General features: G+C 70.5%; 22 protein-coding genes and 3 riboswitches. Of the genes, 10 read left to right on the top strand and 12 right to left on the bottom strand.

Translation table 11 applies throughout. From position 1 onward, the window contains the following. Complete coding sequence (locus J2W21_RS01765) at positions 1-621, top strand: hypothetical protein (protein ID WP_307112785.1); 621 nt, start codon at positions 1-3, stop codon at positions 619-621. 20 nt (positions 622-641) lie between these two features. Then, positions 642-962: a putative quinol monooxygenase gene (locus tag J2W21_RS01760; RefSeq protein WP_307112784.1), complete on the top strand. Its 321-nt coding sequence runs from the start codon at positions 642-644 to the stop codon at positions 960-962. A 104-nt stretch (positions 963-1,066) separates the two neighbouring features. Here J2W21_RS01760 and J2W21_RS01755 read toward each other — a convergent pair whose 3' ends face one another. The 4 genes from J2W21_RS01755 to sfnG form a co-directional block, all read right to left on the bottom strand. After that, complete coding sequence (locus tag J2W21_RS01755; protein WP_307112783.1) at positions 1,067-2,455, bottom strand: NAD-dependent succinate-semialdehyde dehydrogenase; 1,389 nt, start codon at positions 2,453-2,455, stop codon at positions 1,067-1,069. Between the two features lie 315 nt (positions 2,456-2,770). Continuing rightward, on the bottom strand, positions 2,771-3,271 hold the full coding sequence (locus tag J2W21_RS01750; RefSeq protein WP_307113002.1) for a CoA-binding protein: 501 nt from the start codon (positions 3,269-3,271) through the stop codon (positions 2,771-2,773). Positions 3,272-3,276: 5 nt separating this feature from the next. Then, positions 3,277-4,644, bottom strand: a complete 1,368-nt coding sequence (locus tag J2W21_RS01745) for an O-acetylhomoserine aminocarboxypropyltransferase/cysteine synthase family protein (protein ID WP_307112782.1) — start codon at positions 4,642-4,644, stop codon at positions 3,277-3,279. Further along, positions 4,644-5,837 (bottom strand): dimethylsulfone monooxygenase SfnG, encoded by a 1,194-nt coding sequence (sfnG, locus tag J2W21_RS01740; RefSeq protein ID WP_307112781.1) that lies wholly within the window; start codon positions 5,835-5,837, stop codon positions 4,644-4,646. Before sfnG ends, J2W21_RS01745 begins: the two co-directional genes overlap by 1 nt. A gap of 56 nt (positions 5,838-5,893) precedes the next feature. Further along, a riboswitch (SAM riboswitch) is annotated at positions 5,894-6,007 on the bottom strand. A 128-nt stretch (positions 6,008-6,135) separates the two neighbouring features. On the opposite strand from sfnG, the gene J2W21_RS01735 reads away from it, so the two are divergent. Continuing rightward, positions 6,136-7,359 carry an acyl-CoA dehydrogenase family protein gene (locus J2W21_RS01735; RefSeq protein ID WP_307112780.1) on the top strand — a complete coding sequence of 408 codons (1,224 nt, stop codon included), beginning with the start codon at positions 6,136-6,138 and terminating at the stop codon, positions 7,357-7,359. 168 nt (positions 7,360-7,527) lie between these two features. On the opposite strand, the gene J2W21_RS01730 is transcribed toward J2W21_RS01735, so the two are convergent. Then, entirely contained in the window at positions 7,528-8,517 is a 990-nt protein-coding gene (locus J2W21_RS01730; protein WP_307112779.1) for an ArsR/SmtB family transcription factor, read from the bottom strand. Between the two features lie 93 nt (positions 8,518-8,610). Between J2W21_RS01730 and J2W21_RS01725 the strand changes: the two genes are divergently transcribed. Beyond that, positions 8,611-9,108 (top strand): hypothetical protein, encoded by a 498-nt coding sequence (locus J2W21_RS01725; RefSeq protein WP_307112778.1) that lies wholly within the window; start codon positions 8,611-8,613, stop codon positions 9,106-9,108. 106 nt (positions 9,109-9,214) lie between these two features. Here the strand turns inward: J2W21_RS01725 and acs are convergent, their stop codons facing one another. Beyond that, positions 9,215-11,194, bottom strand: coding sequence for an acetate--CoA ligase (acs, locus tag J2W21_RS01720; protein ID WP_307112777.1), 1,980 nt, complete (start codon positions 11,192-11,194; stop codon positions 9,215-9,217). 7 nt (positions 11,195-11,201) lie between these two features. Beyond that, positions 11,202-11,300: riboswitch (SAM riboswitch) on the bottom strand. 141 nt (positions 11,301-11,441) lie between these two features. After that, positions 11,442-11,553: riboswitch (SAM riboswitch) on the top strand. 40 nt (positions 11,554-11,593) lie between these two features. On the opposite strand from acs, the gene J2W21_RS01715 reads away from it, so the two are divergent. The 3 genes from J2W21_RS01715 (at position 11,594) to J2W21_RS01705 (ending at position 13,458) form a co-directional block, all read left to right on the top strand. Continuing rightward, entirely contained in the window at positions 11,594-12,076 is a 483-nt protein-coding gene (locus J2W21_RS01715; protein ID WP_307112776.1) for a flavin reductase family protein, read from the top strand. 96 nt (positions 12,077-12,172) lie between these two features. After that, on the top strand, positions 12,173-13,084 hold the full coding sequence (locus tag J2W21_RS01710; RefSeq protein WP_307112775.1) for an oxygenase MpaB family protein: 912 nt from the start codon (positions 12,173-12,175) through the stop codon (positions 13,082-13,084). A gap of 80 nt (positions 13,085-13,164) precedes the next feature. Next, positions 13,165-13,458: a DUF503 domain-containing protein gene (locus J2W21_RS01705; protein ID WP_066494899.1), complete on the top strand. Its 294-nt coding sequence runs from the start codon at positions 13,165-13,167 to the stop codon at positions 13,456-13,458. Positions 13,459-13,484: 26 nt separating this feature from the next. Here the strand turns inward: J2W21_RS01705 and J2W21_RS01700 are convergent, their stop codons facing one another. The 6 genes from J2W21_RS01700 to J2W21_RS01675 all read right to left on the bottom strand — a co-directional run bounded on the left by J2W21_RS01700 (position 13,485) and on the right by J2W21_RS01675 (position 17,330). Continuing rightward, positions 13,485-13,946 (bottom strand): hypothetical protein, encoded by a 462-nt coding sequence (locus J2W21_RS01700; protein ID WP_307112774.1) that lies wholly within the window; start codon positions 13,944-13,946, stop codon positions 13,485-13,487. A 94-nt stretch (positions 13,947-14,040) separates the two neighbouring features. Further along, the gene (locus J2W21_RS01695; protein WP_307112773.1) at positions 14,041-14,382 is read right to left on the bottom strand and encodes a hypothetical protein; all 342 of its coding nucleotides are present in this window, start codon (positions 14,380-14,382) and stop codon (positions 14,041-14,043) included. Next, complete coding sequence (locus J2W21_RS01690) at positions 14,382-14,792, bottom strand: VOC family protein (protein ID WP_307112772.1); 411 nt, start codon at positions 14,790-14,792, stop codon at positions 14,382-14,384. The genes J2W21_RS01695 and J2W21_RS01690 overlap by 1 nt, the downstream gene beginning before the upstream one ends. 10 nt (positions 14,793-14,802) lie before the next feature. Beyond that, positions 14,803-15,246, bottom strand: a complete 444-nt coding sequence (locus tag J2W21_RS01685) for a helix-turn-helix transcriptional regulator (protein WP_307112771.1) — start codon at positions 15,244-15,246, stop codon at positions 14,803-14,805. A 182-nt stretch (positions 15,247-15,428) separates the two neighbouring features. Then, positions 15,429-16,562 (bottom strand): MFS transporter, encoded by a 1,134-nt coding sequence (locus J2W21_RS01680; protein WP_307112770.1) that lies wholly within the window; start codon positions 16,560-16,562, stop codon positions 15,429-15,431. A gap of 54 nt (positions 16,563-16,616) precedes the next feature. Beyond that, a complete protein-coding gene (locus tag J2W21_RS01675) occupies positions 16,617-17,330 on the bottom strand; it encodes a GntR family transcriptional regulator (RefSeq protein ID WP_307112769.1) in 714 nt (237 codons plus the stop codon). 174 nt (positions 17,331-17,504) lie between these two features. On the opposite strand from J2W21_RS01675, the gene J2W21_RS01670 reads away from it, so the two are divergent. The 3 genes from J2W21_RS01670 to J2W21_RS01660 are packed head-to-tail and all read left to right on the top strand — an operon-like array spanning position 17,505 to position 21,810. Then, positions 17,505-18,902 (top strand): MmgE/PrpD family protein, encoded by a 1,398-nt coding sequence (locus J2W21_RS01670; RefSeq protein WP_307112768.1) that lies wholly within the window; start codon positions 17,505-17,507, stop codon positions 18,900-18,902. A gap of 23 nt (positions 18,903-18,925) precedes the next feature. Beyond that, on the top strand, positions 18,926-20,044 hold the full coding sequence (locus tag J2W21_RS01665; protein ID WP_307112767.1) for an ABC transporter ATP-binding protein: 1,119 nt from the start codon (positions 18,926-18,928) through the stop codon (positions 20,042-20,044). Further along, positions 20,041-21,810 carry an ABC transporter permease gene (locus J2W21_RS01660; protein ID WP_307112766.1) on the top strand — a complete coding sequence of 590 codons (1,770 nt, stop codon included), beginning with the start codon at positions 20,041-20,043 and terminating at the stop codon, positions 21,808-21,810. Before J2W21_RS01665 ends, J2W21_RS01660 begins: the two co-directional genes overlap by 4 nt. The last annotated feature ends 24 nt before the right edge of the window (positions 21,811-21,834 follow it).

Here is a 21,834-nt window from a genome sequence, read left to right as displayed (position 1 = left end):
GTGCTCGAACAGTCCACGCTCGATGCCCTGTGGGACTTCTCCGACCCGGCCGCCTCGGAGGCGGCGTTCCGCCGCGCCCTTGAGGATCCGTCGTTCGATCCGGCGGAGCGCTGCGAGCTCGCGACCCAGCTGGGCCGGGCGATCGGCCTCCAGGGCCGCTTCGAGGAGGCCGACGCGCTCCTCGACGGGATCGAGAGCGAGCTGGACCCCACGATCGGCGTTCGCATCATCCTCGAACGCGGCCGCCTCCTCAACTCCTCCGGGCACGCCGCCATGGCCGTGCCGCTCTTCGAGCAGGCCGCCGAGCTCGGCGAGCACCTCGGGGAGGAGTTCCTCGCCGCGGACGCGTTCCACATGCTCGCGATCGCCGACGCCGAGAACGCCGAGTCCTGGGCCCGCGCCGGGATCGAGTACGCCAGCAGCTCCCACAGCCGGCGCACCCAGCGCTGGTGCGCCTCGCTCCACGGCAACCTCGGATGGCTGTTCCTCGATGCCGGCGAGCCCCACCGCGCGCTCGTCGAGTTCCAGCTCGCCGAGCAGTGGGCCGAGCGCGTGGGCACCCCGGCCCAGGCCGAGTGGGCGCGCGAGGGGCTCGCGGCCTGCCGCGCCACCGGCGGCTGACCAACTACCGAAAGGACACCATGTACTTCATCGTCGTGAAGTTCGAGACCAAGCCCGAGTACACGGAGCAGTTCCCGGAGATCGTGCGCGAGTTCACCGAGTCCACGCGCAGGGAGCCCGGGAACCTGTTCTTCGAGTGGTCCCGGTCGCTCGAGAACCCGGCGGAGTACGTCCTCGTCGAGGGCTTCACCGACGACGGCGCCGCCCCGCACGTGCAGAGCGAGCACTTCGCGAAGGGCCTCGAGTCCATGCGGCCGTGCCTGGTGAAGACGCCGAGCATCATCTCGCGTCAGGTCGACGGCGAGGGCTGGGGCGAGATGGGCGAGCTGCAGATCGGCTAGCACCCCAGCCCCACGGCGGCCCGGGAGTACGACGGCGGCCCGGTCACCTTCCGTGCGGAAGGCGACCGGGCCGCCGTCGTGCTCCTTCTGGGAGTCCTTCCGGGTCAGTCGGCGACGTAGTAGAGGCGCTTGTTGACGAACTCGTCCATGCCGAGGGGGCCGAGCTCGCGGCCGAAGCCCGAGCGCTTGACCCCGCCGAACGGCATCTCCGCGCCCTCGGCGGCCGGGGTGTTGACGTTGGACATGCCGCTCTCGAGGCGCGAGGCGACCTTCTCCGCGCGGGCCGTGTCCGTGGAGAAGACGGCGCCGCCGAGGCCGTACGGGGTGTCGTTGGCGAGGCGGAGGGCCTCCTCGTCGCTGCCGACCTTGTACACGACCGCGACCGGGCCGAACAGCTCCTCGCGGTAGGCGCGCATCTCCGGGGTGACCCCGGTGAGGACCGCGGGGGCGTAGTAGGCGGCGTCGCCCTCGCCGAGCACGCCGCCTGCGTGGAGCGTGGCACCCTTGTCCACGGCGTCCTGCACCTGGGCCGCGAGGCCTTCGGCCGCGGCGCGGGAGGACAGCGGGGCGTAGGTGTTCTCGGCGTCGGCGGCCGGGTCGCCCGGGGTGAGGGCCTGGGCGCGGGCGGTCAGCTGGGCCACGAAGCCATCGAAGATGTCCTCCATGACGATCATGCGCTTGTTGGAGTTGCAGGCCTGGCCCGTGTTCTCCATGCGCGTGTCCCAGGCGGTGTCGGCGACCGCGGCCACGTCGGCGGCGTCGAGGACCACGAACGGGTCCGAGCCGCCGAGCTCGAGGACGGCCTTCTTGAGGTTCTTGCCGGCGAGCTCGCCGATGATCGCGCCGGCCCGCTCCGAGCCGGTGAGGGAGACGCCCTGGAGGCGCGGGTCGGCGATGATGTCCGCGATCTGCGCGTGCGAGGCGAAGAGGTTCACGTAGGCGCCCTGGGGCACCCCGGCGTCGTCCATGATCTGCTGGATCGCGAGGGCCGAGCGGGGGCAGTTCTCGGCGTGCTTGAGGATGATCGTGTTGCCGAGCATGAGGTTCGGCGCCGCGAAGCGGGCCACCTGGTAGTACGGGTAGTTCCACGGCATGATCCCCAGCAGCGGGCCCACGGGCAGCTTCTGCACCACGGCCCGGCCGCCGGAGAACGTCTTGATCTCCGTATCCGCTGCGAGGGCGGGGCCCTCGGTGGCGAAGTAGTTGAAGATGTCGGTGCAGAACTCGGCCTCGCCCTTGGACTGGGAGAGCGGCTTGCCCATCTCCTCGGTGATGATCGCGGCGAGCTCGTCGGCGCGCTCGGTGAACAGCTCGGCGATGCGCGCGACGACCTTGGCGCGCGTCTCGATGGGGGTCTCGCGCCAGGACTCGAAGGCGCTCTGGGCGGAGGCGAGGGCGGACTCGACGTCGGCGTCTGTCGCGGTGGGGAACGTCTCGACGACCTCGCCGGTGGCGGGATTCAGGACACGGTATCCGGGCTCACTGCTAGTCATGGCACCATCTTGCCCTGTTTGGTGGCGCAGATCACTGTACTTAAGTACGACGCCGAGGGGTCGCCGCTGTGCGGATCGTCCCGTCCCGGCCGCCCCATGCGTTGAGGAGTCACCTGCGCAGTGTTGAGGAGTCACCTCCGCTCGGTTGAGGAGTCACCTCCGCAGTGTTGAGGAGCCACCTACGTCGCCACGAGGAGTCAGCTACGTCGCCCTGAGGAGTCAGACGACGCCGGCCGGCCACCTTCTGCGCGAAGGCGACCGGCCGGCGTCGTACCCGAAAGGGCGAAACCGCGACGAGATGTGTACCCGAGACGTTTAGGCGAGGACCTGGCGCTTGCTCGAGATGACCCCCGTGTTGAAGCCCGCGAGGTGCAGGCCGCCGTGGAAGCGCGCGTGCTCGATCTTCACGCAGCGGTCCATGACCACGTTCAGGCCGGCGGCCTCGGCGTCCGCCGCGACCCCCTCGTGCCACGAGCCCAGCTGGAGCCAGATGGTCTTGGCGCCCACGGCCTTGGCCTCCTCGAGCACGCCGGGGAGGTCATCGTGCCGGCGGAACACCTCGACGAGGTCCGGCGTCTCGGGCAGTTCCGCGAGCGAGGCGTAGACCGGCTGGCCCAGGATGGTCTTCACGACCGGGTTGACGAAGTACACGCGGTACTTCGTGGACGAGAGCAGGTACGTGGCCACGAAGTAGCTCGCGCGGCTCGGCTTGTCCGAGGCACCGACGATCGCGATGACCTTCGTCTCCCGCAGGATCCTCAGGCGCTCGGGGGCGGAGGGACCCACCCACGTGCGCGCCGGTTCTGTCGTTCCGATGGCGCTCACTTCTTCGCTCCCTTCACGGGCAGGGAGCACGCTTCGCCGTCGTACGTCGGGGCCGCGAATTCCTGCTCGAGCTGCACCACTTCCTGCGAGGCGGCGAGCGCCTGGTCCAGGTCCCAGATGATGTCCTCGACGTCCTCGAGCCCCACGGAGAGGCGGATGAGGTCCGCCGGGACACCCGCCGCGACGAGCTGGTCCGCGGAGAGCTGCTGGTGGGTGGTGGACCCCGGGTGCAGCACGAGGGTGCGCGCGTCGCCGATGTTGGCCAGGTGCGAGGCGAGCTGGAGCGCCTCGATGAACCGGGCCCCGGCCTCGCGGCCGCCCTTCACCCCGAAGCTGAACACGGAGCCCACGCCGAGGGGGAGGAGCTCCTTCGCGTATGCGTGCTGCGGGTGCGAGGGCAGCCCGGCGTAGTTCACGTAGGTGACGCGCGGGTCGGCCTCGAGCCACTCCGCGACGCGCTGGGCGTTGGCGAGGTGGTTGTCCATGCGCTGCGGGAGCGTCTCGAGGCCCTGCAGGAGCTGGAACGCGGACTGCGCGGACAGGGACGGGCCGATGTCGCGCAGCTGCTCGGAGCGCAGCTTGGTGAGGAACCCGTACTCGCCGAAGTTGCCCCACCACGAGACGTTGCCGTAGCTGGGCACCGGCTCGGTCATGGAGGGGAACTTGCCGTTGCCCCAGTCGAACGTGCCGGACTCGACCACCACGCCGCCGAGCGTGGTGCCGTGGCCCCCGAGGAACTTCGTGGCGGAGTGGATCACGATGTCCGCCCCGTGCTCGATCGGCCGCAGGATATACGGCGGCGTGAGCGTCGAGTCGACCACGAGCGGCACGCCGTGCTCATGGGCGACGGCGGCGAGGCCGGCCAGGTCGGCGATGTCGCCGGAGGGGTTGGCCACCACCTCGGTGTACACGGCCTTGGTGTTCTCGCGCAGGGCCGCCCTGAACGCGGCCGGGTCGGTCGAGTCCACGAACGTGGTCTCGACCCCGAACCGGCGCAGCGTCACGTCGAGCTGGGTGATGGTGCCGCCGTACAGCTTGGAGGAGGCGACGATGTGGTCCCCGGCCTGGGTGAGCGCGGCGAACGTGATGAACTCCGCGGCCATGCCCGAGCTCGTCGCGACCGCGCCGATGCCGCCCTCGAGCGAGGCGATGCGCTCCTCGAAGGCCGCGACGGTGGGGTTGCCGATGCGCGAGTAGATGTTGCCGTACTTCTGCAGGGCGAAGAGGTTCGCGGCGTCGTCCGAGTCCTTGAACACGAACGAGGTCGACTGGTAGATGGGGACAGCCCGGGCGCCGTGCTCGGCGTCGGGCGTTCCGCCGGCGTGCAGGGCGCGGGTGCGGAAGCCGAACTGGCGCTCCGCCATCAGGCGCTCGCCCCGGCGAGGTCGGGCGAGCTGAAGTTCGTCACCGGCAGGAGGTCCGTGCGCAGCTCCGTGCCGTGGGCGCGGGCGAGGTCCGCCTCGAGCTCGCGCACGATCGGGAGGACGTCGCGGCCGAACGCCTCGAGCTCCTCCTGGAAGTGCAGGTAGCCGGTGAGGAAGAGGTTCACCCCGATCTTCTTGTACTCGACGATCCGCTCGGCGATCTGCTCGGGGGTGCCGATCAGCTTGGTCCGGAAGCCGTCGTTGTACTGGACGAGGTCCTCGAACGTCGAGTCCTCCCACATGCCCTTGCCGTCCTTGGTGGACTGGCCGGCCTCCTTGACCGCGGCGGCGAAGCCCTCGACGGCAGGCCGGTGCGCCTTGGCGATGATCTCGCGGAGCGTGTCCTGGGCCTCCTTCTCCGTGCCGCGGGCGATCACGAAGCCGTTGAGGCCGAAGCGCGGGGCGGCGGGGGCCGTGCGCCCGTGCTGCGCGGCGGCCAGGACGCCGGCGATGTTCTCCTTGAAGCCCTCGATGTCGCGGCCGTTGGAGAAGTACCAGTCCGCGGTGCGGCCGGCGGCGGCCTGCGCGGCCGTCGAGTTGCCGCCGAAGAAGATCTCCGGGTGCGCGCGGCCCGGGACGTCCACCGGGGCGGGGTTCAGGGTGAAGTCGGAGATGTTGTAGTACTTGCCCGACTGCGAGTACTCCTTCTGCGTCCACAGGCCGCGGAGGACGTCGATGAACTCCTCGGTGCGGACGTACCGCTCGTCGTGCTCGAGCCACTCGAGGCCGAAGTTCACGAACTCGTCCTTGAGCCACCCGGAGACGACGTTCACAGCCGCGCGGCCGCCGGAGAGGTGGTCCGCGGTGATGATGAACTTCGCGAGCACCCCCGGGTGCCACATGCCCGGGTGCACGGCCGAGATGACCTTGAGCCGCTCGGTGGCCAGCAGGAGCGCGAGGCTGAACGAGGTGGCCTCGTGCTGCTTGTCCGCGCCGTAGCTCGCGGCGTAGCGGGTCTGCGTCAGCGCGTACTCGAAGCCCGAGTTCTCCGCGATGCGGGCGAGCTTCCGGTTGTACTCGAACTCCCAGTTGGTCCGCTGCTCGATGGTCGAGACGACGAGGCCGCCGGAGACGTTGGGGACCCAGTAGGCAAACTTCAGCGGGGTCTCGAGGTCGATCCCAGACAAGGACATAGTGCGCTCCTTACGTGCGGGCGCGACGTGGGGCTCGGGCCGAGGCTCCATAGCTCTCACCATCGCTTCTGGCAGTAGCACCTTCGGCTCCGCCGCCGTGTCTGCGGACGTCGGGGCCAGGGTTGCTGCGGCGTCACAGATCCAGATCTCTCGGCCGCTCGGGATGGTCAGTCTGATTCTGGCCGGAAGGGTCGTAACGATGCAAATTATTTCGTCACACTCGCGGGGGCGGCCGCCTCGCCGAATACTGTTCGGTGGCGAGCCCGCCGGGCGGCCCGCCGGAGAGGGGAATGCACTGATGGGACGCACGACGTCGGGCGGTTCCGCCTCGTACGTGGAGCTCGCCGAGCGCTTCGCACCGGTCTTCGCGCGGATCGAGGGGGGTGCACTCGACCGCGAGCTGGCCAGGAACCTGCCGTTCGAGCAGGTCGGGTGGCTCAAGGACACCGGGTTCGGTCGCCTGCGGGTGCCTGTCGAGTACGGCGGCTTCGGCGCGTCCATCGAGACCCTCGTCCGGCTGCTCATCGACCTCGCCGCGGCGGACTCCTCGGTGGGGCACCTGCTGCGCTCGCACTTCGCGTTCGTCGAGACCATCGCGCTGCAGGACGAGGCGTTCCGCGCGCGGTGGTTCGGCCGCGTCGTCGACGGCGTGATCTTCGGCAACGCCGCCACCGAGCGGTCCGGCAACGCGCTCGGCACCGTGGCGACCAGCCTCGTCCCCGCGGCCGAGGGCGGGTGGCTGCTCACCGGCGAGAAGTACTACACGACCGGGACGATCTTCGCCGACGCAGTGGCCGTCATGGCCTCGCCCGAGGGGTCGGCGGCGAGGGTGTACGCGATCGCGCCGACCGGGCACGCCGGCGTGGAGGTCCGCGACGACTGGGACGGGTTCGGCCAGCAGATGACCGGCACGGGCACGGCCGTGTTCCGCGATGTGCCCATCCCGGCCGAGGACGTCGTGCCGCGCACGGAGTCGACCACTCATGAGCCGGCCTTCCTCCAGCTCATGCTCCTGTCCGTGCTCGCGGGGATCGGCAAGGCCGTGGTGCGCGACGCGTCGGCGCTCGTGGCGAAGCGGACCCGCACGTTCTCGACCGGGTCCGGGCAGCTGTTCCGCGAGGACCCGCTCATCCTGAACCTCGTGGGCCAGCTGGCGGCGAAGTCGTTCGCCGCGGAGTCTTCGGTGCTCGCCGCGGCCCGCGAGCTCGACGCCGCCCTCGCGCTCGGCCCCGACGCCTCCGCCGAGGACCGCTACGCGCGGGGAGCGGTCGCCGTCGACCTCGCCCAGGTAGCCGTGCCGCCGCTCGTGATCGACGCAGCGCAGCAGCTCTTCGACACGGCCGGAGCCTCCGCGGTGTCCCGCGGCAAGGCGCTCGACCGGCACTGGCGCAACGCCCGCACCGTGGCGACGCACAACCCGGTGGCGTTCAAGGCCCGCGGGCTGGGGGACTGGTTCGTCAACGGGACCTCGCCCGTGGCCCTGCACAGCATCGGCGAGGCGACGCCCGCGGGCGCCCGCTAGGCGGACCTGACTCCCCAACGGTGCGTAGCTGACTCCTCGACGGAGCGTAGGTGACTCCTCAACGGAGCGGACGTGACTCCTCGACAGGGCGGAGGTGACTCCTGAACGGACCCACGTTGAGGAGCCACCTCCGTCGGGTTGGGGAGTCACCTACGTCGCCATGAGAAGTCAGGCCCGGGCCAGGAGCTCCTCGCCCACGCGCCCGCGCTGGTAGAACACCTCGCGCCCGGCTCGCACCGGCTCCGTCAGCCCCGACTCCGCGAGCACCTTGAGGTGCGCGTTGACCGTCCCGGCGGCGAGGTCGAGCGCGCAGGCGAGCTGCGTCGTCGTCATCGGCACGTCCAGCTGGGCGAGGATCTGCGCCCGCGTGCGCCCGAGCAGCCGCGAGACCGGGGACTCGCGCGTCTCCCGCGTCGCCTCCCACAGTCGCCCGACGCCCCGCGGCGCGTACGTGATCGTGGGGACGAACGGGGCGATGTTGAGCACGAGCGTGTTGGGCCACACGAAGGCGTTGGGCACGAGAATGAGGCCGCTGCCCGGCTTGGGCCGCTCCGTCGCCTCGCAGCCGCGGGTGATCTCCAGGCCGGTGTCCGTGGGGCGCACGCTCGGGTGCAGGGTCTTGAACACCTCCTGGATCCCGAACCGCGCGAGGTCGTCCAGGCGCGAGTCGATGTCGGCGAGCAGCACCGAGCGCAGCCGTGGCCAGTAGGGCTCGAGCGCCGTGGTCCAGTACCAGCGCAGCGCCGCCACGATGCGGGGTACCGAGGCCTCCATGTCGGCCCGCAGCTCGGTGAGGGTGGCCCGCATGTAGCCCGCGAGCTGGCATTTCTCGAGGCTGTCGAAGTCGCGGGCCCACAGCTCGGCGGGGACCTCGGCGACGGCGTCCAGGGCCTCCGCGAAGGTGTCCGCCCGGGTAGGGGTCGGCGTCAGGGAATCGGCGATGAAGCCCTTGGGCTGCACGAGGGTCGTGAGGACGCGCAGGTGCTCGCGGGAGAGCGGGTCGCCGCTCGCGGAGATGCGCTGGCGTGCCTCGGTGATCCAGGGCCGGTGCAGCGGCGTCCCGGCCTGCAGCGCCCGCAGGCTCGTCACCGTCTCCCAGAGCGGGGAGGCCTGGAAGTGGACCTTCGTGAGGTCCTCGCTCGTGAGCGTGATCAGCATGGGATCAGCGTAGGTTTCGCCCCCGCCCCGGTCGAGGATTCGGTGAGGGCCGAATCGTTTCGCAGTCGGTGCGGGCCGCGCAGACTTCTGGACATGGCAACGAAGACCAGCACCGCACCCTCCTCCTCCGACCACGGCTCGGCCGCACGGATCCCCGACGCCCACGCCCTCGACGCGCGCCGCGGCGATGCCGCGGACCGCGCCGGCTCGCCCGTCCACGAGCGGCTCGCCCACCCGCTCCGCCCCGCCGAGCGCAGGCCCGCGCGCCGTCCTCACCCCGTACCCGCAGCGGCCGCGGCGCGCACGACGGCGGCCACGAACCCGCCGTCGGCCGCCCGCCTCCCGCTCGCCGCGGATCGGGAACAGACAGCGCGCGACCTGGTTCCGCCCACGTCCCTCCCGGACACCTCCGGAGACCTGCTCGGCCTGCCCGACTTCGGCCAGCTCACCCGGGCGCTGCGCGCGGGCTGGGCATGGTTCGTGGGGCAGGTGCGGGCGTCCGCCGAGATCGACGCCCGGCTGCGCCGGCGCCACGAGGAGGATTCGGCCCTGATGGCCCGCACCGGGGTGATCCCGGGACGCCTCATGTGACTCCTGAACGGTGCGGAGGTGACTCCTCAACGCGAATGGTTGGGGAGTCACCTACGTCGGGTCTAGGAGTCAGCTCCGTCGCGTTGCGGAGTCAGCGACCGTCCCCTCAGTGGGCGGCCAAGGCCTCCGCAATCCCGGCGATGCACGGCTCGTTCTGCAGGCTCGTCGTGTCCCCCAGCGGGCTGCCCTCGAACAGCTGCGTCAGGAGCCTGCGCATGATCTTCCCGGAGCGCGTCTTGGGCACATCCGGCACCACGACGATCTCCCGCGGCTTCGCGATCGGCCCGATCTCCCGCGCTACGTGGGCACGGAGCTCCTCCGCGAGGTCCCCGCGCCGCTCCACCGCCGCGACCGCCTCCGGATTCACGACGACGAACGCCGCCACCGCGTGCCCCGTCACCGCATCCGCGACGGGGCACACGCCGGCCTCGACCACGGCCGGGTGCGAGACGAGGGCCGACTCGATCTCGATCGTGGAGAGGCGGTGCCCCGAGACGTTGAGGACGTCGTCGGTGCGGCCGAGGATCCAGGTGTCGCCGTCGGCGTCGTACTTCGCGCCGTCGCCGGCGAGGAACCAGCCCTGCTCGGCGTACTTGCGCCAGTAGGAGTCGAGGTACCGCTGGGGGTTGCCCCACACCGTCCGCGCCATCGCGGGGCCGGTCGCGGTGACCACGATGTTCCCCTGCACGCCCGGCGCGACCGGCGTGCCGGCGTCGTCCACGATCGCCGTGGCGAGGCCCGGCAGCGCCCTCGTGGCACACCCGGGCTTGAACGCGGCGTCGGTCTGCCGCGGCGAGAGCACGGTCGCGCCGGTCTCGGACTGCCACCAGGTGTCCACCATCGGCACCTCTCCGCGACCCACGGTGGAGCGCAGCCACCGCCACGCCTCGGGGTTCACGGCCTCCCCGACCGTGCCGCAGACCCGGACCGAGGAGAAGTCGTACTCGGCGGGCACCCCATCCGGGAACCAGCCCATGAGCGAGCGCACGAGCGTGGGCGCGGTGTAGTAGCTCGTGACGCCGTAGCGCTGGATGATCTCGAAGTGCCGGCCCGGGTGCGGCGTGTTGGGGGTGCCCTCGAAGATCACCTGGGTGACACCGTTGGAGAGCGGCCCGTAGATCTCGTACGTGTGCGCCGTGACCCACGCGAGGTCCGCCGTGCACCAGTGCACGTCCGCGTCGCGGAGCGCCGGGTCCGGGTTGGCGAACAGGTACTCGTGGCTCCACGACGCCTGCGTGAGGTAGCCGCCGGTCGTGTGGACCAGGCCCTTCGGCTTCCCCGTGGTCCCGGACGTGTACATGATGAACAGCTGCGTCTCGGCGTCGAACGCCTCCGCCACATGCACCTCGGGCTGCGCGTCGACGAGCTCGTGCCACCACACGTCGCGGCCCGGCGTCCACGCGATCTCGGAACCGGTCCGCCTGATCACCAGGACATGTTCGACGGCGTTGTCCCCGCCTTCCGCCCCGCCGCGCACCGCGGCGTCGGCGTTGTCCTTGACCGGCACGGCCTTGCCACGGCGGTACTGGCCGTCCGTGGTGACGAGCAGCTTGGCGCCGGTGTCCTCGACCCGGAAGCGCAGGGCCTCGGCGGAGAAGCCGCCGAACACGAGCGAGTGGACCGCGCCGATCCGGGCGCACGCGAGGGTGATGACCACGGTCTCGACGAGCACGGGCAGGTAGACCACCACGCGGTCGCCCTTGCCGACCCCGAGCGCGAGCAGCGCGTTGGCGGCCTGGGAGACCCGCCGCTGCAGGTCCGCGTACGTGACGGTGGTGCGGTCGCCCGGCTCGCCCTCGAAGTGCAGGGCGACCTTGTCCCCGCGCCCGGCCGCCACGTGCCGGTCGGCGCAGTTCACGGCCGCGTTGAGGCGCCCGCCCTCGAACCAGCGGATCACCGGAGGCTCGTCCGCCTCGAGGTCCGCCGGGACCCACGTGTGGGCGGCGTCCCACTCGCGCTCCCACGTCAGGCGCCGCGCGGCGTCCTCCCAGAACGCGATCCGGGCGGGATCCGTCTGGGTCTTCGGCGGCAGCGCGTGGGATGCCAGCGCGTGGGCGGGCGTGTGCGGTTCAAGGACAGAAGTCATGGCTCTCGCTCCATCGGTCCTGGCGGTAGCACCTGTGGTCCTCTGCAGAGGGCCATGGTTGCTGCGGCGTCACGGAGCCAGATCTCTCGGCCGCTCGGGATGGTCACCTCACCTTCGCGCGCCGAGCGCAAGCGCGACAAAAGAGACGCCGCGCCCTGCGTAACAAACATCAATGTTTCGTTCTGTTTCCCGCTCCCGCGACGGATGGTGGACTCCACGGAGCCGCCTTCCGTAGGGTGGAAGACAGGATCAAGAGTCCCGGCGCGAAGCTCTGGCTGGCCGGGCGGCAACCCTCTCCCGTAGTGGGGTGCCCCAGATGAGGATCCGGCCGCGGTGGCCATCCGCGGCAAGTACGGCGCCCGGGACCGCGGGCGTCCGGCCGTTTCGCTGGAGGAACCCATGACTGCGACCCCGCTCGACCTCGTGACCGGTGCCGACCTGCGCCGGGCCATGGGGTGCTGGGCCACGGGGATCGCCGTCATCACCACCTCGGACGGCGGCACCCTGGCCGGCCTCGTGAGCAACTCGTTCACGTCGATCAGCCTGGATCCGCCGCTCGTCTCATGGGCGGTGGACAAGAAGTCGAGCTCGTTCGCGACCTGGCTCAACACCGACAACTACGCCGTGCACATCCTCTCCGAGTCCCGCCAGGACCTCGTGCAGCGGTTCGCGGCGAAGGGGACGGACAAGTTCGCGGGACTGGCCTGGGAGCCCGGCGTGCTGGGCTCGCCCATCGTGGCCCGCGACGTCCCGCGTGTTGAGTGTCGCCTCTGGCAGCGGGTGGACGCGGGGGACCACGTCATCCTGATCGGCGAGGTGGCCAGCATCTCGGACCAGGACGATTTCCGCCCCCTCACCAACCACGTGTACTGGGCAAAGTAGACCGACGGCGCACAGCCACGGGCTGCCGGGGCCCCGGCTCCGCCTCCACGGAGGGGGCCCCGGCATTCCCGCCGCATCGCGACGTACTCTGGAGGGGTGTCCCCTGACGTGCTCGGGCCGCTGCGGCAGCGGCTCCGCCTGACCTTCGCCGGCGAGTCCGAGACGATTCCGGCTTGGGAGACCGCCCTCGAGGACGGCGACGACGCGGGCTTCTTCCCGCCAGACTCCGCCGTCTGGGCCGTGCACGGGTCGATGTCCACGATCGCCGCCGGCATCCGGGCACTCCTGACCCAGGCACTCCACCCCGGCGTCCTGGCCGGCGTCGTGGACCACTCCAACTACCGTGCCGACCCCCTCGGCCGCCTCGCCGGGACCATCCGGTGGATCTTCACCGTCACGTACGGCGACACCGCGGCCGCGCGGGCCGCCTGCGCGTGGGTGCGCCGCGTGCACGTGCCAGTGACCGGGACCTATGTCTCGCGGGGCGGCGGGCACGAGCAGTACTCCGCGAACGATCCGGCGCTGGCCGAGTGGGTGCACATCGCGTTCACCGACGCTTTCCTGCGCAGCTACGAGGCTTTCCACGGGCCGGTTCCCGGCGGCGCCGACCGCTACGTGGCCGAGTGGGCCACGGCCGGCGAGCTCATGGGGATCCCGGACCCGCCCCGCACCGAGGCAGCCCTCGTGGAACGGATCAGGGCGTACGACGCCGCGGGGCAGCTCTCCGGCGGACCTCGCGTCGACGACGTGGTCGCCTTCATCCGGCGACCGCCGCTCGATCCGCTCCTGAAGCCCGGCTACGCGATGCTCTTCGGCGCCGTCCTCCAGACGCTGCCGCCGCGGCACCTGGAGCTTCTGGGGCTCTCGCGCCCTCGGCTCGGGCCTGTGCCGCTGCCGTTGGTCGGGGCTGCGAAGGCGACGCTCGCCGTCGTCGGCCGGGCCCTCGGCCCGATGGCGCCGAGCGAGGCCGCCGCCCGGCGCCGCCTGGGCCGCCTCGGCGTCCTCTGAGCGCCCCCACCTTCCGCCCCGTCCGAGCGTTGAGGGGTCATGTCCCTGCAGCGCCGCGTCCGGAGCTGGAGAATGGTCCCATGTGGATCGCCTGGATCGAGTTCGACCTGCTCCTCGGCGACGTGCACTCCCTCAAGGAGAAACGCTCAGTAGTCCGGCCGATCGTCGCGGAGCTGCGCCGGCGGTTCGACGTCTCAGCGGCCGAGGTCGGGGACATGGACCTGCACCGCCGCGCGCGCATCGGCGTCGGCATCGTGAGCGCGGACAGGGCTCACGCGGTCGAGGTGCTCGACGCCGTCGAACGCCTCGTCGCGGGCCGCCCGGAGGTCGAGCTGCTCAGCGCCCGCCGGCGCGAGGCGCGCAGCGACGACTGACCCGGCGGCCTCGGGCCGGAGGGGTGTCAGCGCACGAACAGCAGGACCACGTGCAGCGCGCTCAGGGCGACGCCCGCGACCGCCATCGCCGACACCCGCGCCGCCCGCACCTTGGACCGCGCGAACGATCCCCACGCGGCGAACGCCGAGCCCAAGAGGGGGCCGGCCGCGAGGAAGGCGCCGATCCACGGCACGGCGCCGAGGGTCAGGGCCAGGATGCCGAAGCCGAGCGCGACCGCGCCCAGGCCGGTCGCGAGCCGGGAGACGGGCTTGGGCGGCCTCCGCTCGGCCGCTCGCCGCTGCTGGGCGGGGGCGGGCGACGCCGGGCCCGCGCCCGCGCGGACGACCTCGCCGCGGCGGCTGGCATCCGGCAGGAGCCCGTCCAGCCCGCGGCCGGACGCGGCAGCGCCGGGCGGGACCCCGTCGGGCCAGTAGGCGCTGGGGTCCCGGTAGGGATTCCGCCGAGGGGCGTTGCCGGGGGTGGTCACCGTCCCATTATGGCGGCGGCGGCCGCGCGCGTCCTCAGGGTTCACCCTGAGCAGACCCTCAACCGTGGGCGCCACAAGATGCCCTGCGCTTCGGTCATAGCCCTGCGCTGAAGGCGGGGGCAACGACCGAAGCGCAGGGCATCTCTTCTCCGCAGATGCCATGGACGCTCGGCTCCTCATGGCGCGCGGCCGACGCGTACTCCTCCGGTGACACTCCGTACGCGCGCGTGAACTCGCGCGTGAGCTGGGCCGAGGGGATGCCGGAGCACGCCGCGAGGGCGGCGACGTCGAGCGGGAGCCGCCGGGCGCCGTCGTGCGCGGCCGGGACCGTCTTCGCTCGGTCCCGGTCGAGCAGGTCCCGGACCCGCCGCACCCGCACGAGCTCGTACGGGTACGGCGCGGGCGCGTGGGCCGCGGCCCACGCGGGGTGGCACATCAGCGGATCTCTTGGATGCGGATCTGGTTGCCGGCGGGGTCGCGGAAGGCGCAGTCGCGCAGGCCGTAGGGCTGCAGGGTGGGCTCCTGGATGACCTCGGCCTCGGCGGCCTGCACCTTGTCGAAGACCTCGTCGATGTCGGGCGTCGCGAGCAGGACCCAGCCGTAGGTGCCCTTGGCCATCATCTCGGAGATGGTGCGCCGCTCGTCGTCCGTGATGCCCGGGTCGATGGCCGGCGGGGCGAGCAGGATCGAGGTGTCAGGCTGGCCCGCGGGCCCCACGGTGATCCACCGCATGGTGCCCTTGCCGACGTCCTGACGGACCTCGAAACCGAGCACGTCGCGGTAGAAGGCCAGAGACTCCTCCGGGTCGACGTGGGGGAGTGCGCTTGCGTGAATGGTGAGTTCCATACCCATCACGCTAGGACGTGCGGGCTGGCCACGCTTCTCGATTCCTGATCGGACGTGTCACCTGCTTGGCGATGCACGGGAGCATCCCCTCGGTGATGTCCGCGCCCTGGTCCCGGTAGACGCTCGGCGGGACGCCGACGAGCTCGGCGAACCGCGTGCTGAACGTCCCGAGGGACGAGAAGCCGACCTCGAAGCACACGTCCGTCACGCTCAGCTCCCCGACGCGGAGCAGGGCCATGGCCCGCTCGATGCGCCGGGTCATGAGGTACTGGTACACGGACTCGCCGTATGCGGCCCGGAACTGGCGGCTCAGGTGGCCGGCCGAGAAGTGGACGCCGCGGGCGAGGGCCTCGACGTTGAGCGGCTGGGCGTACTCGCGGTCGATCCGGTCCCGCACGCGCCGCAGCAGGGCCAGGTCCCGCAGCCGCGGGTCGGCAGGCGCACTCGAGGTCATGCTCACGATCGTGGCAGCCGGCCCCCATGCTGTCGAGTCATGCCGGCTGGCTTCGTCGCTTCCAAGGGGACTCGCCCGCGGTCGGCTGGCCACGCGGCCTTCCTCCTCTCAGCCAGAGGCCCGTTCGAAGGGTGCGGCCCCGACGACAGCCACACGCGAGCGCTTAGCCTGAGCGACACCTGTTATGGCGGGCCCTTCAGCGAGTGGAGGGTGGAGATCCCCGCTCCGGCGAGAAGGAGGCTGGTGATGACAAAGACAGAGCCGACTCCCGTCGAACCGGCCACTGTGCCAGTGACCATGGGGATGAACACCTGCCCGAGCCTGTTCCCGGTCAACCGAAGTGAAAGGGCAGAACCTCGGTTGGAAGGCGCGACGAGGGTCGCTACCCAGGTCATCGTCATCGGCTGGCCGATTCCCCAGAAGAAGCCCGCCGCTGTCAGCAGGGCGACCACGGCCAGCGGGTTGGGGAAGGCTGGGACCAGGGCGATCGGCAGTGACGAGCAGAGGGTCGCCGATGTCAGGAGCAGACGACGGGGCACAGCCGCCATGAGGCGCGTCAGGAAGAACCGGGAGACCACAGAGGACACGGAGCGGGCCGTGAGGATGAGGGTCACTACCTCGACCGGGTAGCGGTACTGCTCGCCGAAGACCGGGAGGTATGCGGTCATCAAGTCCACAGACGCCAGCACGATCAGACTGCTGAAGATCGCCGGGCGCATCCCCGGCGTCATGAGCATATTGAGCGCGCTCTGACGGCGCTCCGCCCCCGCGTCGGCCCGAGGACCTCCACTCAGGTGCCGGGAGAAGGCCAAAACCGTGGAGCCGGCAATCAGGACTGCCATCGCGAGGAGAGGAAGTGACGTCCGGTGTCCGAGGAGGGGCGGGACCGATGCCAAGGATCCCGCGATGGGGATGCCCACGGCCTGGCCCGCGGAGATCGCCAGGGCCAAGCCCGCGAACCGGCGGTCGTATTGTGCTGGGGGCGACTTAGCGGGGATGAAGCTTTGGGCCGACACGGCAGTCAGGACCTGCCCCAGCCCCAGCAGGACACTTCCTACCGCGAGCGAGGGGATGTTCTCGCTGGCACCCGTCATGACCAGCGCGGCTACCGTGATGCCTGATCCCAGACGGACCATCAGCCCGATGTGGCGCCCGTCTGCTGCCCTTCCGATCGGCAGGGCCACGACGAGTGGGAGCAGGGAGTAGGCAGCTGTGATGAGCCCGACGGTGGTTCCGTCGCCGCCGAGCTCAAGCGCACGGTAGGAGACGATGAGCCTGGCCCCGGAGAATACCCCGTTCAGGCTGCCGGTGATCACGCAGAGATAGGCGAACCAGGCATCTGGTCTCTTTGCCTCCATGCCGCGTGGAGGTCAGCGCGGGTCAGGGGGGAAGACCTGGCGGTCGTCGGTGCCTGCTGCGCGCGTTTCAGGATGCCGTTCACGGATCTGCGCCGCATGTTCGATGTGGGCGGCGGTGAGGGCTGCCGCGGCCCCCGCGTCCCTGGCTTCGACGGCTGCGAGGATCTGGTCGTGTTCCTTCTGCAGCTCGGCCGCGTCCTCCTGGTCCCGCCAGACCGTGGAGCCGGGAGTGAAGCGCGACCAGAGGATCTCGAGGTGCTGGACGATGATGGGCGAGGACATCTCGTAGATCGCGAAGTGGAACTCGCGATTCAGAACGGACAGTTCGGCGGGGGTCGCGCCTCCCTGTCCGAGCGCTGATTCGAGCCTCTCGTGTTTGCTCCGCACCTTCTGCAGTCCGGCGGGAGTCATGCGTTCCACGGCGATCTGCGCGGCCACGGCCTCTGCTGCCGCCCGCAGCCGGTACAGGTCTCCTGCGGACTCGGGATTGAGCTCTCGGACGGACGCCCCGCGATGGGCCGAATAGGTGATGACCCCATCGGACTCCAGCAGCCGGAGGGCCTCACGGACGGGAGTGGCGCTCACACCGTACCGCTTGGCGATCACTGTCTGCTTGATGAGTTCGCCTGGCTTGATGACGCCGTTCGCGACATCGTCCTTGATCCGCTCCGCGACATAGGCGGTCCGGCTCATGGGCGGGGCGACACCTTCGATTCCACTGCTCACGTCCCACTCCTTCCCAAGCTGCTCAATAGTCCATAGTGTGCCAGATCGCCTCTAGGTATCCAATGTTCCGTAGACAACACTCTATAGAGTATGTAGTCTGGCTCACGTCCAGCAGGTGCGATGACGGGCCGGGCTCTGCCGCGGCCGTTCCTTCAGAGTTGGGAGAGCCGAAGAATGACCGATGAGACGCGTTTGACCAGGGATGTCGCCGAGTGGGTTGCCGTGCAGCGGGACAGGGCACTGCCTCCCGAGGTGGACCATCATGCGCGGCGGCTGATCCTGGACCATCTGGCCGGGGTCGTCGCCAGCGCGGTCGGCCCGGTCTCGGCCGCTGTCGGGAAGCACGTCGGCCGCATGTACCCGGGTGGGTCCGCCACGGCTCTGGGCTTCGGGCGCAGCTCCGTGCTGGGGGCAGCTCTCATCAACGGCACCAATGGGCACGGGATCGAATCCGATGAGGGCTACACGCCGGGGAGCATGCATCCGACCTCCGCTGTCCTGCCTGCCGTCTTCGCCGTGGCGCAGGAGGCGGGATCCTCCGCGGAGGCCATCCTGCGTGCCTCGGCCATCGGGATGGAGCTGGCCTGCAGGATCGCCGACGCGGGCCACCCCGCGACGCGCAACAACCACTTCCACAACACGCCCATCGCAGGTGTCCTCGGCGCAGCTGCAGCCGTGAGCGCCCTCCGCGGCTTCGACGCCGAGCTCACGGCGAATGCCCTGGGCATCGCTGGATCGCACGCGGGCGGCCTGTTCGAGTTCCTCGGCCAGTCGGCCGAGGTCAAGCGCCTCCACCCCGGCAAGGCTGCGCGGGACGGGATCGTCAGCGCCGACCTGGCAGAGGCGGGGCTGACCGGCCCGACGACCGTCCTGGAGGGAACGGACGGCTATTTCGCCGCCTTCGCCGGGAAGCCCGGCACTGACTGGAACCCGGCGACCGTGCGCGATGGCCTGGGTGCGAACTGGGTGATCCGGAGGACATACGTCAAGCCCTACCCCTGCTGCCGCCACCTCCACGGTGCGATCGACGCGGTCCTCGCCCTGTCGCAGGAGCACACGCTCGACATCGCCCAGATCGACTCCATCGAGGTCGGCACCTTCGGCATCGCGACCCGCCACGCCCACACGGAGACCGGCACCGTCCTCGACGCCCAGCTGAGCCTGCCATACACCGTCGCGCTGGCTCTCGTCCGCGGAGGGGTGACCCTGACGGACTTCGACGAATCCAGCCGCTCCGATCCGGGGGTACGCCGCGTGATGGAGAAGGTCCGTGTCTACCTGGACGAGGCGGCAGATGCCGCCTACCCGAAGACCGGCCGCCCGGCCGAGGTCACCATCCGCCTCGCTGACGGAACGAAGGTGAGCCACCGGGTCGAGCAGCCGTACGGCGAACCCGACAACCCCATGTCCGACCAAGACCTGGAGCGGAAGGCGCGGGGACTGGCTGAGCCGGTGATCGGGGAGGAGGGGACACGCGACCTCATCGATGGAGCGTGGAACTTCGCAGGACTCGCCTTCCTCGACGACATCGATCGCGCCATCTCGCTCACTCGGTCGCCGGCAGCGGTCTGAAGCCGAACGGAAAGGGACGTGCCATGGAAGTGACAGTGAGGGGACTCGAGCTCCGCTACGGCAGCCACGCTGCCATCCAGGACCTCGACCTGACGATCCCCGACGGGGAGTCCCTGGTCCTCCTGGGACAGTCCGGCTGCGGCAAGACCAGCACCATGCGATCGATCGCCGGGCTCGAGACGCCGACAGCGGGGACGATAACGATCGGGAACAGGGTGGTCTTCGACGGCGCTGCCGGCAAGTCGGTCCCGGCCTTCAGGCGCAACGTCGGAATGGTCTTCCAGTCGTACGCGGTGTGGCCCCACAAGAGCGTGCTCGAGAATGTGGCCTTCCCCCTGAAGATGAAGGGAGCCTCACGCCAGCAGCAGCGCACGAGGGCCCTGGAGGTCCTCGAGACAGTCGGGCTGGCCCACCTCGCGGACCGGGGTGCGAGCATGCTCAGCGGCGGCCAGATGCAGCGCGTCGCGCTGGCCCGATCGATGGCGATGGCCCCCAGTGTCCTCCTGCTGGACGAGCCGCTGTCCAACCTCGATGCTCGGCTCAGGGACGACCTCCGGGTCGAGCTCCGGCGGATCCAGCTCGAGCAGGGGCTCACCAGCCTCTACGTGACCCACGACCAGCAGGAAGCCCTGGCGCTGGCGGACAGGATCGCCATCATGCAGTCCGGGCGCATCACCCAGCTCGGCACCCCGCAGAGCATCTACCGGACGCCGGCAAGCGCTTCGATCGCCTCCTTCCTCGGCGTCACCAACGTCTTTCCCCTCGAGGGCCAGACCCATCACGGGGTGCTCAAGGTCAAAGGACACGACATCGCGCTGAGGGCGAGCCGAACTGGCGCGCCGGCCCCAGCCAGCGTGTGCCTGCGTCCTGAGGACATCCGCGTCGAGGCGGAGCCGGGGGACGGCCAGGACGGCATCAACACCTTCGCGGCAGTAGTCGAGGTGGCGGTGTTCCAGGGTGCGTCGCTGCGGTGCAGGCTGTCCCTGCTCCCTTCCGGGCTGACTCTGGACGCGCTGGTGCCCTCCGAGGCGGCCGCCGGCCTCGCGCCCGGCAGCCGGGTCCGGGTCCGGGTCGATCCGGACCACATCCTGGTCCTGCCCGACGAGGTGCCCCAGCCGACCGAACAGGCGGTGGCCGCGTGAGCACCGTCCTTGACCCCGCGACGGAGACGCCACCGACAGAAGCAGCGGGCGGGACTCCGCCTGCCCGCAGGGCCCGCAGCAAGGGCCGGTTCGCGAGCCTGCCGCTGGTGCTCGTGGTGGCGTTCCTCGTCCTTGTCCCGGCCGGGTTCATCCTGCTGGCTTCGGTGAGCAGCGACGTGCCGCGTCCGGGCAACTTCAGCTTTAGCCTGACCCTGCGCAACTTCAAGGTGCTGGCAGAGGGCGGCCTGCTCGGTGCAGCGGGGAACTCGGTGTTGATGGCTGCCGGGGCGACCGTCCTGGCGCTTCTCATCGGGGGGTCCCTGGCCTTCATCTGCGCGCGCACCGACACCCCGCTCAGACGGCTTGTCTTCCTATCGGGGATGATGCCGCTCTTCCTGCCCTCCTACGTGGGAGCGCTCTCCTGGGCGGTCCTGGGGAGCCCCGGATCCGGGCTGCTGAATGTCGCCCTCCACGATCTGGGCCTGGGCGTCCGCGTCGACGTCTACTCGCTGCCCGGGGTCACCATGGTCATGGCCATGTACTACGCGCCCTATGCCTTCCTCCTCATCCACGGCGCCATGTCCCTGATGAACCCCGATCTCGAAGACGCCGCCGGTGTCCACGGAGGCTCCACCTGGCGGACCATCCGATCGGTGACGGTCCCCCTGGCGCTGCCGGCCATCCTCGGGTCGGGGCTGCTGATCTTCATCCACGTCCTCGAGAACTTCCCCGTCGCCCAGGTGCTCGCCACGCCGGGCCAGATCGATACCCTGCCCACCTTCATCTACCGGCTGATCAACACCACACCGTCCCGGGGCAACGAGGCGGCCGTGGTCTCGGTCGTCCTCGTGGCCGCCGTCGTGGTGATGACGCTCGTCCAGCGCAGGATACTGGCCCGGCGCTCGTACACCACGGTCTCCGGGAAGGGCGTCAAGGCGCGGGTGCTCCCCCTCGGCTCGCTCCGTCTCCCGGCCCTGGCCCTGGCCTTCGCCTACTTCATGATGTCCATGGTGCTCCCGCTGTCGGCATTGCTGCTCACGGCCGTGCGCACCTCGCCGTACATGCAGTCCTTCTCGGCCCTGGGAAGGCCCGGTGCCGTGGACTTCTCGTCCTTCGCCCAGGCCCTGAGCTCTGACGTCTTCGCGAAGGCGACCGCCAACAGCGTCATCGTCGCGGTGGCGGCCGCCCTCGCAGGGACGGCACTGGCCTTCATCCTCGGCTACACCGTGTACCGGACGAAGCTGTCGGCGAGGGGCACGCTCGAGGCCATCTCCATGGTCCCGCTCGCGATCCCCGCTGTCGTCCTTGGCATCGGCCTGCTGTGGACCTGGCTCGTGATGCCCGTCCCCGTGTACGGGACCCTGTGGGTGCTGGTCATCGGATTCGTCGCGATCCAGCTGCCCCAGGGCTTCCGCGGCATCGCTGCCGCGATCCAGGCCACCGACAGGGACCTCGAGGACAGTGCAGTCCTCCTGGGAGCACGGCGGATCAGGGCGATCTCGGCGGTCACCGTCCCCCTCCTGCGGGTCTCGATCTCCTCGACCTTCCTGCTCCTGATGATGCTGAGCATGCGGGAGATCACCGTCCCGCTCTTCCTCTACACCAACGACACCCGGATCCTCTCGATCGCCATCTACGACCAGTTCGAGAACGGCGGGGCGCTCCGCAGCGCAGCAGCGCTGGCGCTCATGTACTGCCTGCTCATGTTCGTCCTCAGCCTCCTGCCCCGGCTGCTCGGGGCGCGCGGCAGCGCCGGCCGCCTCTGAATGTTCGCTCCTACACCACGAAGG

It is taken from the genome of Sinomonas atrocyanea, assembly GCF_030811715.1.
Lineage (GTDB): Bacteria > Actinomycetota > Actinomycetes > Actinomycetales > Micrococcaceae > Sinomonas > Sinomonas atrocyanea_A.
Note: the sequence above shows the minus strand (reverse complement) of the source record. Positions and strands in the feature narration are given on the sequence as shown.

Coding starts and splice junctions, on each gene's coding strand:
- J2W21_RS01705 (WP_066494899.1), top strand. CDS start 13,165: ATGTGGATCGCCTGGATCGAGTTCGACCTGCTCCTCGGCGACGTGCAC.
- J2W21_RS01665 (WP_307112767.1), top strand. CDS start 18,926: ATGGAAGTGACAGTGAGGGGACTCGAGCTCCGCTACGGCAGCCACGCT.
- J2W21_RS01735 (WP_307112780.1), top strand. CDS start 6,136: ATGGGACGCACGACGTCGGGCGGTTCCGCCTCGTACGTGGAGCTCGCC.
- J2W21_RS01725 (WP_307112778.1), top strand. CDS start 8,611: ATGGCAACGAAGACCAGCACCGCACCCTCCTCCTCCGACCACGGCTCG.
- J2W21_RS01730 (WP_307112779.1), bottom strand. CDS start 8,517: ATGCTGATCACGCTCACGAGCGAGGACCTCACGAAGGTCCACTTCCAG.
- J2W21_RS01670 (WP_307112768.1), top strand. CDS start 17,505: ATGACCGATGAGACGCGTTTGACCAGGGATGTCGCCGAGTGGGTTGCC.
- J2W21_RS01755 (WP_307112783.1), bottom strand. CDS start 2,455: ATGACTAGCAGTGAGCCCGGATACCGTGTCCTGAATCCCGCCACCGGC.
- J2W21_RS01695 (WP_307112773.1), bottom strand. CDS start 14,382: ATGTGCCACCCCGCGTGGGCCGCGGCCCACGCGCCCGCGCCGTACCCG.
- J2W21_RS01715 (WP_307112776.1), top strand. CDS start 11,594: ATGACTGCGACCCCGCTCGACCTCGTGACCGGTGCCGACCTGCGCCGG.
- J2W21_RS01760 (WP_307112784.1), top strand. CDS start 642: ATGTACTTCATCGTCGTGAAGTTCGAGACCAAGCCCGAGTACACGGAG.
- J2W21_RS01745 (WP_307112782.1), bottom strand. CDS start 4,644: ATGGCGGAGCGCCAGTTCGGCTTCCGCACCCGCGCCCTGCACGCCGGC.
- sfnG (WP_307112781.1), bottom strand. CDS start 5,837: ATGTCCTTGTCTGGGATCGACCTCGAGACCCCGCTGAAGTTTGCCTAC.
- acs (WP_307112777.1), bottom strand. CDS start 11,194: ATGACTTCTGTCCTTGAACCGCACACGCCCGCCCACGCGCTGGCATCC.
- J2W21_RS01690 (WP_307112772.1), bottom strand. CDS start 14,792: ATGGAACTCACCATTCACGCAAGCGCACTCCCCCACGTCGACCCGGAG.
- J2W21_RS01685 (WP_307112771.1), bottom strand. CDS start 15,246: ATGACCTCGAGTGCGCCTGCCGACCCGCGGCTGCGGGACCTGGCCCTG.